The sequence below is a fragment of the Methanopyrus sp. genome, assembly GCF_053997775.1.
In genome coordinates, this window is record NZ_JBMXXF010000057.1 from 37,503 (window position 1) to 51,638 (window position 14,136).

21 protein-coding genes are annotated in these 14,136 nt (G+C 70.9%); 16 read left to right on the forward strand and 5 right to left on the reverse strand.

What is annotated here, in order from left to right; translation table 11 throughout:
- Positions 1-3: 3 nt before the first annotated feature.
- The 15 genes from ACXJJV_RS07150 to ACXJJV_RS07220 are packed head-to-tail and all read left to right on the forward strand — an operon-like array spanning position 4 to position 8,451.
- Positions 4-465 carry an RNA-binding domain-containing protein gene (locus ACXJJV_RS07150; RefSeq protein ID WP_456467493.1) on the forward strand — a complete coding sequence of 154 codons (462 nt, stop codon included), beginning with the start codon at positions 4-6 and terminating at the stop codon, positions 463-465.
- Complete coding sequence (locus ACXJJV_RS07155) at positions 462-1,199, forward strand: RNase P subunit p30 family protein (RefSeq protein WP_498043503.1); 738 nt, start codon at positions 462-464, stop codon at positions 1,197-1,199. The genes ACXJJV_RS07150 and ACXJJV_RS07155 overlap by 4 nt, the downstream gene beginning before the upstream one ends.
- Entirely contained in the window at positions 1,192-1,665 is a 474-nt protein-coding gene (locus ACXJJV_RS07160; protein ID WP_456467495.1) for an Rpp14/Pop5 family protein, read from the forward strand. The genes ACXJJV_RS07155 and ACXJJV_RS07160 overlap by 8 nt, the downstream gene beginning before the upstream one ends.
- Before the next feature lie 5 nt (positions 1,666-1,670).
- The gene (psmA, locus tag ACXJJV_RS07165; protein WP_456467496.1) at positions 1,671-2,423 is read left to right on the forward strand and encodes an archaeal proteasome endopeptidase complex subunit alpha; all 753 of its coding nucleotides are present in this window, start codon (positions 1,671-1,673) and stop codon (positions 2,421-2,423) included.
- Between the two features lies 1 nt (position 2,424).
- Positions 2,425-3,147 (forward strand): ribosome assembly factor SBDS, encoded by a 723-nt coding sequence (locus ACXJJV_RS07170; RefSeq protein ID WP_456467497.1) that lies wholly within the window; start codon positions 2,425-2,427, stop codon positions 3,145-3,147.
- Between the two features lie 3 nt (positions 3,148-3,150).
- A complete protein-coding gene (locus ACXJJV_RS07175) occupies positions 3,151-4,212 on the forward strand; it encodes a M42 family metallopeptidase (protein ID WP_456467498.1) in 1,062 nt (353 codons plus the stop codon).
- Positions 4,213-4,217: 5 nt separating this feature from the next.
- Entirely contained in the window at positions 4,218-4,937 is a 720-nt protein-coding gene (gene rrp4, locus ACXJJV_RS07180; RefSeq protein ID WP_456467499.1) for an exosome complex RNA-binding protein Rrp4, read from the forward strand.
- A 6-nt stretch (positions 4,938-4,943) separates the two neighbouring features.
- Positions 4,944-5,669 carry an exosome complex exonuclease Rrp41 gene (gene rrp41, locus ACXJJV_RS07185; protein WP_456467500.1) on the forward strand — a complete coding sequence of 242 codons (726 nt, stop codon included), beginning with the start codon at positions 4,944-4,946 and terminating at the stop codon, positions 5,667-5,669.
- Between the two features lie 19 nt (positions 5,670-5,688).
- Complete coding sequence (gene rrp42 / locus ACXJJV_RS07190) at positions 5,689-6,492, forward strand: exosome complex protein Rrp42 (protein WP_456467558.1); 804 nt, start codon at positions 5,689-5,691, stop codon at positions 6,490-6,492.
- Between the two features lie 24 nt (positions 6,493-6,516).
- Positions 6,517-6,795 carry a 50S ribosomal protein L37ae gene (locus tag ACXJJV_RS07195; protein ID WP_456467501.1) on the forward strand — a complete coding sequence of 93 codons (279 nt, stop codon included), beginning with the start codon at positions 6,517-6,519 and terminating at the stop codon, positions 6,793-6,795.
- 1 nt (position 6,796) lies between these two features.
- Positions 6,797-6,967, forward strand: coding sequence for a TFIIB-type zinc ribbon-containing protein (locus ACXJJV_RS07200; protein ID WP_456467502.1), 171 nt, complete (start codon positions 6,797-6,799; stop codon positions 6,965-6,967).
- A complete protein-coding gene (locus ACXJJV_RS07205; protein ID WP_456467503.1) occupies positions 6,964-7,548 on the forward strand; it encodes a Brix domain-containing protein in 585 nt (194 codons plus the stop codon). The genes ACXJJV_RS07200 and ACXJJV_RS07205 overlap by 4 nt, the downstream gene beginning before the upstream one ends.
- Positions 7,549-7,567: 19 nt before the next feature.
- On the forward strand, positions 7,568-7,840 hold the full coding sequence (locus ACXJJV_RS07210) for a KEOPS complex subunit Pcc1 (RefSeq protein WP_456467504.1): 273 nt from the start codon (positions 7,568-7,570) through the stop codon (positions 7,838-7,840).
- Positions 7,821-8,183 carry a prefoldin subunit beta gene (locus ACXJJV_RS07215; RefSeq protein WP_456467505.1) on the forward strand — a complete coding sequence of 121 codons (363 nt, stop codon included), beginning with the start codon at positions 7,821-7,823 and terminating at the stop codon, positions 8,181-8,183. The genes ACXJJV_RS07210 and ACXJJV_RS07215 overlap by 20 nt, the downstream gene beginning before the upstream one ends.
- Before the next feature lie 34 nt (positions 8,184-8,217).
- The gene (locus tag ACXJJV_RS07220) at positions 8,218-8,451 is read left to right on the forward strand and encodes a DUF3194 domain-containing protein (protein WP_456467559.1); all 234 of its coding nucleotides are present in this window, start codon (positions 8,218-8,220) and stop codon (positions 8,449-8,451) included.
- Here the strand turns inward: ACXJJV_RS07220 and ACXJJV_RS07225 are convergent.
- Together ACXJJV_RS07225 and ACXJJV_RS07230 are read right to left on the reverse strand one after the other, a co-directional pair.
- The gene (locus tag ACXJJV_RS07225) at positions 8,448-8,930 is read right to left on the reverse strand and encodes a hypothetical protein (RefSeq protein WP_456467506.1); all 483 of its coding nucleotides are present in this window, start codon (positions 8,928-8,930) and stop codon (positions 8,448-8,450) included. The two genes, ACXJJV_RS07220 and ACXJJV_RS07225, sit on opposite strands and share 4 nt — an antisense overlap.
- A gap of 22 nt (positions 8,931-8,952) precedes the next feature.
- Positions 8,953-10,155: a redox-regulated ATPase YchF gene (locus ACXJJV_RS07230; protein WP_456467560.1), complete on the reverse strand. Its 1,203-nt coding sequence runs from the start codon at positions 10,153-10,155 to the stop codon at positions 8,953-8,955.
- A 31-nt stretch (positions 10,156-10,186) separates the two neighbouring features.
- On the opposite strand from ACXJJV_RS07230, the gene ACXJJV_RS07235 reads away from it, so the two are divergent.
- Positions 10,187-11,254 carry a UDP-N-acetylglucosamine--N-acetylmuramyl-(pentapeptide) pyrophosphoryl-undecaprenol N-acetylglucosamine transferase gene (locus ACXJJV_RS07235; RefSeq protein WP_456467507.1) on the forward strand — a complete coding sequence of 356 codons (1,068 nt, stop codon included), beginning with the start codon at positions 10,187-10,189 and terminating at the stop codon, positions 11,252-11,254.
- A 54-nt stretch (positions 11,255-11,308) separates the two neighbouring features.
- Here the strand turns inward: ACXJJV_RS07235 and ACXJJV_RS07240 are convergent, their stop codons facing one another.
- Genes ACXJJV_RS07240 through ACXJJV_RS07250 form a run of 3 tightly spaced genes read right to left on the reverse strand, consistent with a single transcriptional unit; the run spans position 11,309 to position 13,997 of the window.
- The gene (locus ACXJJV_RS07240; protein WP_456467508.1) at positions 11,309-11,749 is read right to left on the reverse strand and encodes a hypothetical protein; all 441 of its coding nucleotides are present in this window, start codon (positions 11,747-11,749) and stop codon (positions 11,309-11,311) included.
- Positions 11,750-11,803: 54 nt separating this feature from the next.
- Positions 11,804-12,781, reverse strand: a complete 978-nt coding sequence (locus tag ACXJJV_RS07245) for an NOL1/NOP2/sun family putative RNA methylase (RefSeq protein ID WP_456467509.1) — start codon at positions 12,779-12,781, stop codon at positions 11,804-11,806.
- Between the two features lie 7 nt (positions 12,782-12,788).
- A complete protein-coding gene (locus ACXJJV_RS07250) occupies positions 12,789-13,997 on the reverse strand; it encodes an adenosylhomocysteinase (RefSeq protein ID WP_456467561.1) in 1,209 nt (402 codons plus the stop codon).
- Between the last annotated feature and the right edge of the window lie 139 nt (positions 13,998-14,136).

Here is a 14,136-nt window from a genome sequence, read left to right on the forward strand (position 1 = left end):
CGCTTGTCCCTCCCCGTCAACAGCCTCTCCGCCCGGGTGATCGCGCACGCGACGGAGGACGAGGAGAAGGTGCTCGAGGCGCTGTCAAACGTTCTCGGAGGCGTAACGGAGGAGGACGACGTCGAGGTCGAGACCTTCTACGCGGAGGGCCACCACGGGAACCCGATCACGATCTTCCAGGTGCGGCTGACCCGGCGCCCCCACATCGAGCGCGTGCTCGAGCACTGGCGCAGGCACCTGCCGGAGGAGGAGAAGCGGCGGGTCTGGGAGGAGATCGAGCGCCGCGTGGACGAGCACGGGAACTTTTACATCCGGTTCGACAAGCAGAGCGCGTACCAGGGGGAGCTCCGGGTATCGGACGCGGACGACGTGGTCCGGGTGAAGCTGAACCTCGAGGCGTACCCGGCGAGCCGGGAGGGCGGGATCGAGGCCCTGAAACGGCTCGGTATCTTCTCGACCGACTGAGACGGGCCGAGCGCTTCGCCCTCCGCGTCCACGTGGACGAGGTCGACCCCCTCCGCATGGCCCTCGCCACCGACCGGCTCGGCTACGAGGTCGTCATCCTCACCCTCCGGCTCCGCGCCGAGGAGCCCGACCTGGACGAGCTCGAGTGGCTGGCCGAGGAGACGGCCGAGCTCCGGGATCGCGTCGACGCGCTGGTTCTCCCCGGGTGCCAGCTCGAGGCCGAGGATCCGGGCGCGCTCCGCCGGGCCATCCCCCGCGTGCGCCCGCTCGTGTACTACCTCGCCGTGGGGGGCGGGCGGCCCGGGATCAACCGGACCGCGCTCGGCGACACGCGCGTGGACGCGCTCTCCCACCCGGAGCGGGGCAACCCGCACGCGGGCCTCGGCAAGCACGAGCTCGAGCTCGCCCGGGAGAAGCGCACGTACGTGGAGATTGACCTCGCCCGGCTGCTCCGACGGAGCGGGGAGCGCCTCGCCTGGCAGGTCTCGCGACTCCGGGACCTGCTCCGAATGCGCCGGAGGAAGCGCTTCCCGCTGACCGTCGCCCTCGGCGCCCGCGACCCGCTGGAGCTGCTCCCCGCCCGGCAGCTGGAGGACGTGCTCGACCTGCTGGGCCTGAGCGAGGGGGAGGCCCGGGAGGCGCTGGTGGAGGCCCCGAGGGAGCTCCTGCGCTGGAACGTGGCCTGCAAGCACGTGTTCGTGGTCCCGGGCGTGGCGGTGGTGGGCCATGGTTAGGCTCACGTCCACCCTGCGCCCCCGGTGGCGCTACATCGCGTTCAAGGTCTGGTCCGAGCGGCTCGAGCGGCTGGACTTCGACGGGGCGCGGGACCTCGTCCTCCGGGCCCTGCGCGACGTGCTCGGGCCCGTGGGGATGGGCAAGGTTCGGCCCTGGCTGATGCGGTGGGACGAGGGGCTCCGCGCGGGGATCCTCCGGGTCGAGCGCGGGCGGGAGTCCCGGGCGCGGGCGGCCCTGTCCCTGTACCGGCGGGATCCCGAGCTGGGGCGGGTGTTTCTGGAGGTCCTGGGCACCTCCGGAACGGTTAAAGGGGCGGAGCGGTTTCTCTCCCGGGTTCCGCGGTGGGACGTGGAGCGCGTGGGCGACCGGTCCTTTTGGATCTACGAGAACGGCGAGGTGGACGTGGTGGAGGAGGGCCGGGTTGTCGCGTACACGAGTTACGAGGACCCCGAGCCTGAGGGGTGACGGTCATGCAGCCGGCGCAGACCGCGTACGACCGCGCGATCACCGTGTTCAGCCCCGACGGCCGGCTGTTTCAGGTGGAGTACGCGCGCGAGGCGGTCAAGCGCGGCACGACCGCGCTCGGGATCAAGGTGAAGGAGGGCGTGGTCCTCGGCGTGGACAAGCGGGTCACCTCCAAGCTCATCGAGCCCGAGTCCATCGAGAAGGTGTACCAGATCGACACGCACATCGGGGCCGCGACCGCGGGCCTCGTGGCGGACGCCCGGGTGCTGGTGGAGCGCGCCCGGGTCGAGGCGCAGACCTACCGGTACACGTACGGCGAGCCCATCGACGTGGACGTGCTGGTCAAGTCCATCTGCGACCTCAAGCAGGTGTACACGCAGCACGGCGGCGTCCGACCCTTCGGCACCGCGCTGCTGGTCGCGGGCGTGGACACGAAGGGCTGCCGGCTCTTCGAGACGGACCCGAGCGGGGCGCTGACCGAGCACAAGGCGACGGCGATCGGGGAGGGCCGCCAGGAGGCGCTGGACGTGTTCGAGGAGGAGTACCGGGAGGACATGTCCCTGGACGAGGCGGTCGAGCTCGCCGTGCGGGCCCTTTACGAGGCCTCCCGGGAGGAGACGACGGTGGAGAACCTGGAGATCGCCGTGGTGGACGAGGAGGGGTTCCGCAAGCTCGAGCGGGAGCGGATCGAGGAGGTGTTCCAGCGGGTCGTGGGCGAGGCGGAGTCGGAGGAGTCGGAGGGTGAGGGGGCGGAGTAGGATGGCGCGCGTCAGCCTCGAGGAGGCCGTCGTGGCCCGGCTGGAGAAGGGCGGGGAGCGGTTCGAGGTCCTCGTGGACCCGGAGGGCGCGCGGAAGCTCCGGGAGGGCGAGGACGTCGACGTGGAGGAGATCCTGGCCGTCGAGCAGGTGTTCCGGGACGCGCGGAAGGGGGAGCGGGCCTCCGAGCAGGCGATGGAGGAGGTCTTCGGCACGACCGAGCCGGTGAAGGTCGCGGAGATCATCATCAAGGAGGGTCAGATCCAGCTCACGGCGGAGCAGCGCCGGAAGATGCAGGAGGAGGTTAAGCGGCAGATCATCCACATGATCGCCCGACGGGCCGTGGACCCGCGCACGGGCGCCCCGCACCCGCCGGAGCGGATCGAGCGGGCGATGGAGGAGGCGGGCGTGCACATCGACCCCATGAAGAGCGCGGAGGAGCAGGTGAAGGAGGTGATCAAGCAGCTGCGCCCGCACCTGCCGCTGAAGTTCGAGGAGGTGAAGGTCGCCATCCGCATCCCCGCGAAGTACACGGGCCAGGCCATGGGCGTCGTCCGGGAGTACGGGGACATCGAGCAGGAGGAGTGGCAGCAGGACGGGTCCTGGATCGCCGTGGTCCGGCTCCCGGCCGGCGTGCAGGACGACTTCTTCGAGCGATTGAACGAGATCACGAAGGGCGACTACGAGAGCAAGATCCTGGAGCGGGAGAAGGTGGAGGGTCCGTAGGCCTTGCGTCGGATCGAGGAGCACCTGCGCGAGCTGGTCGAGCGGCCCGCGCCCCCGGGCCGCGAGGACGAGGTGCGCGAGTACGTGCGCGAGGTCCTCAAGGAGCACTGCGACGACGTGCACGTGGACGTGATGGGCAACGTGATCGGCACGCTCGAGGGCTCCGACTACGAGGTCATGGTCGCCGCCCACATGGACGAGGTCGGCCTCATCGTCAAGTCCATCACCAAGCAGGGCTTCCTCCGGTTCGCCAAGCTGGGCGGCGTGGACAACAAGATCCTGCCCGGCAGCCGCGTCGTGATCCTCAACGCGGAGGGCGAGAAGGTCCCCGGGGTCATCGGGACCAAGCCCCCGCACGTGCAGCGGAAGAAGGAGCGGCGCAAGGTCCCCGAGCACCGGGAGATGTTCATCGACATCGGGGCGTCGGACCGGGAGGAGGCCGAGGAGCTCGTCGGCGTCGGCGACGTGGGCGTCCTCCAGGGCGAGTTCACCCGGCTGGCCTCCACCCGCGTGAACGGGCGCGGGCTGGACGACAAGATCGGCGTGGCGCTCCTCCTGACGCTCGCCGAGCGGCTGGCGGAGGAGTGGGACGAGGAGCATCCCACCGTCCACCTCGTCGGGACCGTGCAGGAGGAGGTCGGGCTGAAGGGCGCCCGGACGTCGGCCTTCGAGCTCTACCCGGACGCGGCCCTCGTGCTCGAGACCGCGGTCGCCGGGGACGTGCCCGGGGTCAAGGAGGCGGAGCTGAAGCTGGGGAAGGGGCCCGCCATCACCGTCGTGGACGCGAGCGGGCGCGGGCTGATCGCTCACCCGCGGGTCCGCGAGCTCCTCATCGAGACCGCCCGGGAGCTGGACCTCCCGTACCAGCTCGAGGTGGGTGAGGGCGGGACGACCGACGCGACCGCGATCCACGTCACCCGGGGCGGCGTCCCGGCCGGCGTGATCGGCGTGCCCACCCGGTACCTCCACTCGCCCGCCGAGGTCCTCGACCTGAAGGACGCCGAGCGCGCGCTCGAGCTCGCCGCGAACGCGATCCCAAGGCTACCGGACCGCGTGCCGAGGTGAGCGCGTTGCCGGAGTACGAGCTGCACGTGGAGGACCGGGAGGTCGTCACCCCGGGCGAGCTGCTGGCCGAGGGGCAGGTCGTGGCCAGCGACGGGACCTACACGGAGGGGGACCGGGTGTACTCCAAGGTGACCGGCCTCGCCGACATCCAGGGGCGCACGATCCGGGTCATCCCGCTCGCGGGCCCCTACCGGCCCACGCCGGGCGACCTCGTCGTCGGCGTCGTGCGGGAGGTCCGATTCTCCACCTGGCTCGTCGACATCCGGGCCCCGCTGCCGGCCACCCTGCACGTCTCCAACGCGCTGGAGGAGGAGGTGGACCTGATCGAGACGGACCTGTCGCGGTACCTCCGGGAGGGGGACGTGATCGCGGCGGTCGTCAAGGAGGTCAACCCGGTCCAGCAGACCGAGCTCTCCATCCTGGAGGAGGACGCCCCGGTGCGGCTGGGCCGCCTGGAGGGGGGCCGCGTGGTCGACATCGACCCGGTGAAGGTGCCCCGGGTGATCGGGCGCGAGGGCTCCATGATCCGCATGCTCAAGCGGGAGCTGGAGTGCGACATCATCGTGGGGGCCAACGGGCGGATCTACGTGAGGGCCCGGAAGGAGCCGAAGAGCCGGCGGGAGGCGCTGGCGGCCCGCGCCCTGCGCGAGATCGAGCGCCGCTCCCACCTGAAGGGCCTGACCGAGTGGTTAAGGTCCAACCTCAGGAGGCTCGCGCGGTGGTGAGCGCGCATGCCGGAGGAGGAGCCGGAGCGGTTGATCTCGGAGGACGGGCTCCGGCTGGACGGTCGGAAGCCCGACGAGATGCGACCGATCAAGATCCGCGCCGGCGTGCTCAAGCGCGCGGACGGGTCCGCGTACGTGGAGGTGGGCGCGAACCGGATCGTAGCGGCCGTGTACGGGCCCCGGGAGCTGCACCCACGGCACAAGCAGAAGCCGGACCGGGCCGTGGTGCGGTTCCGCTACAACATGGCCCCCTTCTCCGTGGACGAGCGAAAGCGCCCGGGCCCCGACCGGCGCTCCATCGAGATCTCCAAGCTGTCCAAGGAGGCGCTGGAGCCGGCGATCTTCACGGAGTACTACCCGCGCACGGCCATCGACATCTTCGTCGAGGTCCTGCAGGCGGACGCGGGCACCCGGTGCGCCGGGATCACGGCCGCCTCGGTCGCCCTCGCCGACGCGGGGATCGAGATGCGGGACCTCGTCGCCGCCTGCGCCGCGGGCAAGGTGGACGGTCACATCGTGCTCGACCCCATGTACTACGAGGATGGGCACGGGGAGGCGGATGTGCCCCTCGCCATGATGCCCAAGGAGGGCGAGATCACCCTCCTCCAGATGGACGGGGACATGACCCCGGAGGAGCTCAAGAAGGCCATCCGGCTGGCCAAGAAGGGCTGCAAGATCATCTACAAGGAGCAGCGCCGGGCGCTCAAGCGGAAGTACGGGGAGGAGGAGTGAGGGGACCCGACGCTTGCCCCTGGACCAGGACCTGCTCGCCCGGCTCAAGCGGCACGAGGTCCTGGAGGCCCTCCGGGCCGGCGAGCGCGTGGACGGCCGCGACTTCGAGGAGTTCCGACCCATCGAGCTCCGCACGGACGTGATCTCCAAGGCCAACGGCTCCGCCCTCATCCACCTGGGCAACACCCAGCTCGTCGTCGGCGTCAAGCTGGAGGTCGGCACGCCCTACCCCGACACCCCCGACGAGGGCGCCCTCGCCGTGAACGCCGAGCTCGTCCCCCTCGCCGACCCCACCTTCGAGCCCGGACCCCCCGACGAGAACGCCATCGAGCTCTCCCGCGTCGTGGACCGGGGCATCCGCGAGTCCGAGATGATCGACCTCAAGTCCCTTTGCATCCAGGAGGGCGAGCACTGCTGGGTCACCTTCGTCGACATCCACGTGCTGGACCACGACGGGAACCTCTTCGACGCCTCCCTCCTCGCCTCCGTCGCCGCCCTCCACCGCACCAGAGTCCCCCGGGCCGAGGTCGTGGACGACGAGGTCGAGGTCGACGAGACCGAGACGACCCCCCTCGAGGTCCGCGACTTCCCCGTCTCCGTGACCCTCGCCCTCGTGGACGAGCACCTCCTCGTCGACCCCTGCCTGGACGAGGAGGTCGTCATGGACGCCCGCGTCACCGTCACCGTGACCGAGGAGGGCCGCATCTGCGCGGTCCAGAAGGGCGAGCGCGGCTCCCTCCCCGAGCACCTCCTCGACGACGCCATCGACCTCGCCGTGAAGAAGGCGGAAGAAATTAGGAGAGTCGTCAAGGCGCAGCTCTGAGCGCGCCCAAGGGGGTGAACCGCGTTGGGCCGCACCCAGAAGGTCGGGCCCGCCGGCCGGTTCGGCCCCCGGTACGGAATGCGCATCCGACGCCGCGTCGCCGAGATCGAGTCCGTCCAGCGCCAGAAGCACGAGTGCCCCGTGTGCCACCGACGGGCCGTCAAGCGCGTGGGCACCGGCATCTGGCGGTGCACCAAGTGCGGCGCGGAGTTCGCCGGCGGCGCGTACTACCCGGAGACCGAGGCCCAGCGCATGGTGAAGCGCGCCATCCGCAAGGCCCTCGAGGAAGAGGAGGGCCGGTAGCATGCCCGTCTACGGGGAGGAAGAGGAGGAGAAGTACGAGTACGTCTGCATGCGCTGCGGCAAGCGGGTGCGGCTGAACATCAACGAGGACCCCATCCGGTGCACCCACTGCGGGTTCCGCATCGTCATGAAGCCGCGGCACCCGGTACCCAGGAGGTACAAGGCCCGTTGAGACCCGCCGCCATCACCACCTCCCAGCGACCCGCCCGCCGCACCCGATCCCTCTGCCGCGACCTCGAGTGCGCCCTCCCCGACGCCGTCTACATCCAACGGGGCACCAAGAACCTCCGGGACACCGTCCTCGAGGCCCTCGAGAACGACGCGGAGGTCCTCCTGTACGTCTCCGAGGCCAAGGGCAACCCCGCCCGCCTCACCCTCGTGGACCTCTCCGAGCTCCCCCCGCGCGAGCGCCTCTACTTCTCCCTGGGAGGCGTCAAGCTCCAGCGCGAGTTCCCCCACGACGAGAAGCGCATCAACGTCGAGGGCACCCTCGCGATCACCACGTCCAAGCGCCCCGTCTCCGGCCACGTGAAGGTGGCCGAGGCACTCGCCGACCTCCTCGGCGTCGAGTTCGTCCCGCGCACGGGTCCCCTTGAGCGCGTGCTCGAGGACGCGCTCGCCGACGCCCTCCTCGTGATCGAGAGCCACCCCACCCACCTCGGCACGCTCACCTTCTACCGGGGGGACCGGAAGGTCGGCCCCTCCCTCTTCTACCGCCGGTTCGAGCTCCGAGACCGACGGTTCAGGCTCTGAACGCGCGGTGGGTCGCCCCTTGCACGAGTTCGAGTGCGAGGCGGAGCTCGCGTCAGAGCGGGCCGCCCGCATCGTCCACGGGGCCGTCCTCCCCGACCTCCGGGCGATGCCGACCCGACGGAGCGAGATCCGGGTCGAGCGTCGGGGTAACAACATACAAATACTCATCAAGGCCGAGGACGTCCCGGCGCTGAGGGCCTCCGTCACCGGAACGCTCCGCCTCCTGACCGTGTCCGAACGCGTACTGGAGGTCGTGAGGGGGTCGACCGAGGATGGCGCAACAGGACGTTGAGCAGCAGGTGGCTCAGCTCCAACAGCTCCAGCAGCAGCTGAGCTCGATCGTGGCCCAGAAGCAGCAGCTCGAGATGCAGCTGCGCGAGATCGAGCGCGCGCTGGAGGAGCTGGAGGAGATCGACGAGGACACGAAGATCTACAAGACCGTGGGCGGCCTCCTCATCGAGGCGGACCGGGATGAGGTGAAGGAGGAGCTGGAGGATCGGAAGGAGACCCTAGAGCTCCGCGTCAAGACGCTGGAGAAGCAGGAGAAGCGGGTGCAGGAGCAGATCGAGAGCCTGCAGAAGCGCCTCCAGAAGGTCCTGCAGCAGCAACAACAGGCGGGAGGAGGGGCCGCCTAACGCGCCATTGCCCCGTCGGCTCGATCCCCGGAGCGTGGAAAAAATCCAGGAGGCGGCGTTGCGCGAGCTCTACCGGCTGATTCCCAAGCGGGACCTGGAGGACGTGGACGTACGCGTGGTGATCGACGGCGACGACGTGGACGTGCGCGTGGAGGTCACCGTGCACCCGCTGAGCGAGCTGTCCGACGGGGAAATCCAGGAGGCGGTGGAAAAAGCCGCGGAGGCCGCGATCCGGGCCGCGGACGAGCTGATGAAGGGCACCGATTAGGCGGCCGGGATCTTCGACGCGCCCCTCCTGCCGTTTTTCCCGATGCTGTAGAGGCCCACCAGGGCCGCGATCAGCGCGCCCACCAACAGCTGAGCGTTCACGGTGCTACGCTCCGCCGTGTCCGGCTGGCGCAGCCGCTCCTTCAGCCCGCCCGCGGTCTTTTCACCCGTCTCCTCCCGCGGCTTCGATTCTCGCTTCTCCTCGGTCGTCCGGGTCGATCCCGCCCCCGCCTCGGACCGCACGCTCTCCTCCGACCGCTCGCTCACCTCCTCCGGACCGCTGGACCGCACCTCGACCCTCTTAACCTCACGCTTGGGCTCGGGGACCGTCGGCTTCACCGCCTCGCTGGGCGGGGTGTTAACCTCCGGCTGGGACGCGGGCGCGCCCTTACCGGCCTCCGTCGCGGCCGAGGTCACGTCCGCGCCCGCGGCCGGGCCGATGAGCCCGGCGAGCAGGCACAGGATGAGGGCAGGAACCACCAGCGGGGCCCACCCCCGAGGCTCACGAGGTCTGGATCTTGACCACGTCCCCGTGCTCGAGCTCGTAGTCCTCACCCACCACCTCTCGCGATCCGTCCGGCCTCAGCACCACCGCCCTATTAAAACTCTGCCCGAGATCGGTGTGGATCTTGTAGGCCAGCTCGCGGACCGTGGTCCCCTTCCGCACCAGGAACGCGTCCGGCAGCACCCGACCCTCCGAGTCCGAGAGCTTGCTCTCGTTCTCCACCGGGTAGACCAGGATCATCCCGGCCACGTCGAACACGGCCGTGTTGAGCGCCTCTTGGACGCCCGTCGATCCCCACCGCTCCAGCACCCGCTCCCGGATGAACTCCAGCGCCTCCCGCTGCCGGTCGCTGAGCTCGTCCTCCTTCAGGACCTCGAAGTCCCCCTCCCCGGGCAGGTACCGGATGAGCCCCCGCTCCGCCGCCCGACGGAGGGCCAGCTCGGCCTCCGCGCACGTGGGCACGACCGGGTACTCCACCTCGCGCTTCAACCGCTCGATGTACTCCTCCGCGCAGTCCACGTCCGCCTTGTTCGCCGCGATGACCATCGGCTTGTTCACCCGCCGGATCTCCCGGGCGAACCGGCGCAGGTCCTCCTCCGACCACTCCTCGAGGTTGTCCGGCACCCCCGACTCGTCCAGCGCCCGCTCCACGTCCTCCAGCGAGACCCCGATCCCCGCCAGCCGCTCCCGCAGCACCTCCGACACCGGCTTCTTCTCCAGGCTCGCCCGCTTCACCGTCCGGTCCCAGTCCCGCGACAGGATGCCCGCGATCCACTCGTCCAGCTCCCGCTCCAGGAACCGCACGTCCTCGACCGGGTCCCGCGAGCACGGCTCGCACGGGCGCCCCTCCTCGTCCGTCGCCCCCGCCGCGTCCACCACGTGAATCAGCACCGTCGCCTGCCGGAGATCGTCCAGGAACTGGTTCCCCAGCCCCCGACCCTCGTGCGCCCCCGGCACGAGGCCCGCCACGTCGATCAGCTCCACCGGGACGAACCGGCGCCCGTCCACGCACTCGGAGTTGCGCGGGTCGCACTCGACCCCGAACCGCCGGCACGGGCACTCGTCCACCACGTGCGCCACGCCCTTATTGGGGTCGACCGTGGTGAACGGGTAGTTACCCGTCTCCACCGGGGACAGCGTCGCGGCCGCGAAGAACGTGCTCTTGCCCACGTTCGGCTTCCCGACGATGCCCACCTGCACGCCCAAGACCGCTACCCTGGGGGCGTCGACGGTGCGCGTGCTAATAGCTTCAGGGGACGGTGGTCACCTCACCCGGGCCGTGGCCCTCGCCGAGGAGCTCGAGGACCGGGGCCACGAGGTGGTCTTCGCCGTGAACGAGGACTCCGAGCAGGCCCGGGAGCGGCTGGACCGGGCCGGCTTCCGGGAGCGCATCGGCCTACCGCGACCACGTCGCGTCGGGGACCCCGCCTGGCGCGCCGCCCTCGGGGGCCTGCGCAACCTCCTGCGCGCCCGACGCGCGCTGGACCGGGTGAACCCGGACCTCGTGCTCTCCACCGGGGCCGGCGTGGCGATCGGACCCATGGTCGCCGGCAAGCTCCGCGGCCTGCCCGTCGCCCACTACGAGCCCACGGACGTCGTGTCCGTCTCCGGCCGCGTCGCCAAGTACTGCGCGGACCTCATCGGCGTGTGGGACCGGGACCTGAAGGAGTACTACGGGGACCGGGCCGTGGCCGTCGGCATCGTGCTCCCCAGGGCCTTCGACGAGGCGGACCCGGAGGAGGCCCGGGAGCGGTACGGCCTGGGCGAGCGGGTGCTGGTGTGGACGACCGGCTCCGGCGGGTACGAGCCCGCGCTGCGCGCGCTGATCACCTGCGCCGAGCAGGGGCTCCTCGAGGACTGGGACGTGGTGGTGAACACGGGGCGGGCCATGGACCCGGAGCGGCTGAGCCGGAAGCTGGAGGGCCGCTGCCGCCGGGCGGTCGTGCGCCGGTTCTTCCACGACTTCCCCGCCCTGCTCAAGGCGGCCCGGCTGGTCGTGTGCCTGGGCGGTGCCACCCCCGTCGAGGCGGCCGCGCTCGGGAAGCCGATCGTCGTCCTACCCCGCCGGGACGTCCTTCGGGACCACCAGTACGTGACGGCCAAGAAGCTCGAGCGGCTGGGCGTCGCCTTCGCGGCGGAGGACGCCGCGGACGAGGAGAGCGTCCTGCGGGCGGTTCGAAAGGCCCTGGAGGCGGGGGAGGAGCGGTGGCGGGAGATGGGCGAGCGGGGCCGGGAGCTGTTCGGGGGGAACGCCCGCGAAAGGTTCGTTAGCCTCTGCGAGAGGCTCGCGGCCGGATGAGGAGGTCTCCGCACGGCCGAGCCCGGGATGAGGAGCTCCCCCTTTGCCGACGCCTCAGACCTCGACGACGCGCAGCCCCCGCTCCCTCAGCCGGTCCAGCAGCTCCCGACCCCGCTCACCGCCCACGACCTCGACCTGCACGTACCCCACGTCGAACCGGCCCTGGACCCGCAGCCCCTCCCCCTGAAGGTCGAAGGAGAACGAGCGCACCCCGGTCTCGGCCGCGCAGGCGAGCACCTCCTCCGGAATGCTCGGGTCGTCGACGGTGGCGGAGAGCCGGGGCCGGTCGGAACCGAGCTCGACGATCACGCTAACCCTGGCGTCCTCGGCCTCGATCACGGCCCGGGCCTCGCGACGGTGCCGGGCGGTGACGCGCGCCTCGGCGCCCTCGAGGGCGTTGAGCGCGCACCTCAGGAGCCCGACCGCGTCCTGTCGCACGGGCCCGGGCACGTCCAGCTCGGTGAGGGTGAGCTCGAACTCGAGGGTCGCGTCCACGGGGCCCCGATGACGAGGGAATCCCTTGGTGACCTTGTAATGATCGGTGGGGCCTTAGCCGAGGGGCTTGCGGAGCCGGGCGACGAAGAAGAGCTCCGTGCCGTGCCGGTGGGGGTAGAACCGGGCGCAGGCCTCCCGCACCTCCCGGTCCACGCCGGGTACCCGAAGCCCGGGCTCGGCCCAGTCGATGTCCACGGGCTCGGGCTCCAGGCCCAGCTCCTCGACCGCGTACTGCACGTTGAGCTCGTTCTCCTCCGGGGAGAACGTGCAGGTGGAGTAGACGAGGACGCCGCCCGGCTTGAGCACTTCGACGGCGGCCCGGAGGAGGCGACGCTGCAGGCGGGCGCAGTGCTCGATGTCCTCGGGGTCCCGGCTGCGCCGCCGGCTGGGGTCCTTGTGGATGACGCCCTCGCCCGTGCACGGCACGTCCAGGAGCACGCGGTCGAACTCCCAGTCGGTTCGGGGCAGGTCGAGGGCGTTCATGCGCAGGGCGAGGCAGTTCGCCACGCGGCAGCGGTGCAGGTTGCTCTTCAGCTTGCGGACTCGGTCCGGGTCGACGTCGATGGCGATCAGCGTGCCCTCGTTGCGCATGAGCTGGGCGAGGTGCGTGGTCTTCCCGCCCGGGGCCGCGCACGCGTCGAGCACGCGCTCGCCGGGCCGCGGGTCGAGGACCACGGGCGGGACCATCGAGGCCGCGTCCTGCGGCACGTAGTACCCGAGCATGTACTCGAGGGTGGCGCCCAGGGAGATGGGAGGCTCCTCCACCACCCAGAAGCCCTCGTCGATGGGCTCGGGACAGCGCTCCAGCCTGAAGCCGCGCTTCCCCTCGAGCTGCCTCCGCAGGTCCTCCGGGGTGACGAGGAGGGTGTTGGTGCGGAGGGCGGGGCGGACGTCGTCAAGGTGCTCCAGGAGCTCTCGGGTCTCCCGGCGCCCCAGGAACCGGAGGTACCGGGCGACCATGTAGGGGCGCAGGCCGTGCTCCTCGGCGAGGCGGCGGGCCCGCTCGTCCGGTTCGGGCAGGAACACGCGCATGGTCGGATCACGTGCCCTCCTTCCAGCTCCTCAGGTACTCCCGCTGCTCCGGCGTGAGCTCCTCGAGCTCGACGCCCATCGACTCGAGCTTCAGCTCGGCGACCCGCCGGTCGATCTCGGACGGGACCTCGTACACGCCCGGCTCCATCGACTCGCCCTCCCGCGCCAGCCGCTCGACGGAGAGGGCCTGCAGGGCGAAGCTGATGTCCATGATCTCGATCGGGTGCCCCTCGCCCGCCGCGAGGTTCACGAGCCGGCCCTCCGCCACGAGGTAGATCCGGCGCCCGTCCGGCATGCGGTACTCCGTGACCAGCCCCCCGCGCCGCTCGACCTTCTCCTCGCAATGCTCCTCCAGGTACTCCTTGTCGATCTCCACGTCGAAGTGGCCGGCGTTGGCGAGGATGGCCCCGTCCTTCATCCGCTCGATGTGCTCGCCGCGGATCACGTCCCGGTTGCCGGTCGCCGTGATGAAGATGTCCCCCTCCTCCGCCGCCCGGTCCATCGGCATGACCCGGAACCCGTCGAACACGGCCTCCATCGCCCGGATCGGGTCCACCTCCACCACGATCACGTCCGCGCCCAGACCCCGCGCCCGCCGCGCGATGCCCCGACCGCACCAGCCGTACCCGGCGACCACGACCGTCTTCCCCGCGATCAGCACGTTCGTCGCCCGCATCAGCCCGTCCAGCGCGCTCTGCCCCGTCCCGTACCGGTTGTCCATGAGGTACTTCGTCCGCGCGTCGTTCACCGCGATCACCGGGAACCTGAGCTTCCCGTCCCGGTGCATGGCCCGGAGCCGCTGCACGCCGGTCGTCGTCTCCTCCGTCGCCCCGATGATCCGATCGGCCAGCTCCGGGTGCTCCAGGTGCACCCGGGTGATGCAGTCCGCCCCGTCGTCCACGAGGATATCCGGCTCGTGGCTCAGCACCCGGTCGATGTTCTCGTAGTACTCCTCCCGCGTCTCCCCGCGCCACGCGTACACGTGCACCCCCTCCTCCACCAGCGCCGCCGCCACCTCGTCCTTCGTCGACAGCGGGTTGCACCCCGTGATCGCCACCTCCGCGCCGCCCGCCATCAGCGTCTCCACGAGAACCGCCGTCTTCGCCTCCAGGTGCAGGGTCATCCCCACCGTGAGCCCCTCCAGCGGCCGCTCCTCCTCGAAGCGCTCCCGGATGATCCGCAGCACGGGCATGTGCTCGCGGGCCCACTCGATCATGTCCCGACCCTTCGGCGCCAGGGACGGGTCCCGGATCGCGTACTCACCCTCCTTCACCACGACCACGCGCTCCCGCCCCCGAGAAATTATAGCCGGGACCGGGCCCGGCCGACCGGGGCCCCCGGCGGGGCGAGGCGGT

Coding starts and splice junctions, on each gene's coding strand:
- ACXJJV_RS07160 (WP_456467495.1), top strand. CDS start 1,192: ATGGTTAGGCTCACGTCCACCCTGCGCCCCCGGTGGCGCTACATCGCG.
- psmA (WP_456467496.1), top strand. CDS start 1,671: ATGCAGCCGGCGCAGACCGCGTACGACCGCGCGATCACCGTGTTCAGC.
- rrp41 (WP_456467500.1), top strand. CDS start 4,944: ATGCCGGAGGAGGAGCCGGAGCGGTTGATCTCGGAGGACGGGCTCCGG.
- ACXJJV_RS07245 (WP_456467509.1), bottom strand. CDS start 12,781: ATGCGCGTGTTCCTGCCCGAACCGGACGAGCGGGCCCGCCGCCTCGCC.
- ACXJJV_RS07170 (WP_456467497.1), top strand. CDS start 2,425: ATGGCGCGCGTCAGCCTCGAGGAGGCCGTCGTGGCCCGGCTGGAGAAG.
- ACXJJV_RS07250 (WP_456467561.1), bottom strand. CDS start 13,997: ATGATCGAGTGGGCCCGCGAGCACATGCCCGTGCTGCGGATCATCCGG.
- ACXJJV_RS07200 (WP_456467502.1), top strand. CDS start 6,797: ATGCCCGTCTACGGGGAGGAAGAGGAGGAGAAGTACGAGTACGTCTGC.
- ACXJJV_RS07215 (WP_456467505.1), top strand. CDS start 7,821: ATGGCGCAACAGGACGTTGAGCAGCAGGTGGCTCAGCTCCAACAGCTC.